Below are 511 nucleotides of genomic sequence, written 5' to 3' on the forward strand. Positions count from 1 at the left end.
TGTTTGAAGCTGAACCTGATTTGTTTGTAGTGTAATTAGAGATAGTTGAACCATCATTGGCAGTGATATTAGTAACACCACCCGTTGCATTACCAGCACTTAGGGTAGAATTGTTTAGGGTGAGGTTAGCAATGCCAGAGGAGGTGTTGATGGTATCTATTTTAGAATTGTTCGAAGCAGTGAGGGTGGTATTGCCATCACCTGTACTACTAAAAATGGTGTTGATGGTACCTAACTTTGAGTTATTATTGGCGATGATATTAGTAGTGCCACCGCTTGAATTACTAATGTCTAGAGTAGAATTGTCTAAGGTTAATTTGGTAGTGCCATAAGAGCCAATGAGGTTATCTATCTTCGAGTTATTGGAAGCAGTAATGGTGGTATCTCCATCGTCTGTACTGGCAGTGCCTAGAGTAGAATTGTCTAAGGTTAATTTGGTAGTACCTCCAGAACCGTAATTGATCTTGATAGTGTCTAATTTAGAGTTGTTATTGGCAATCAAATTAGTAGT

1 protein-coding gene is annotated in these 511 nt (G+C 38.7%); it reads right to left on the reverse strand.

The features are described 5' to 3' along the window. Window positions 1-511: hypothetical protein (locus BKH44_RS08905; RefSeq protein ID WP_180674165.1), on the reverse strand; the 511-nt coding region annotated here is incomplete at both ends.

This window comes from Helicobacter sp. 13S00477-4 (assembly GCF_002272785.1).
Classification (GTDB): domain Bacteria; phylum Campylobacterota; class Campylobacteria; order Campylobacterales; family Helicobacteraceae; genus Helicobacter_J.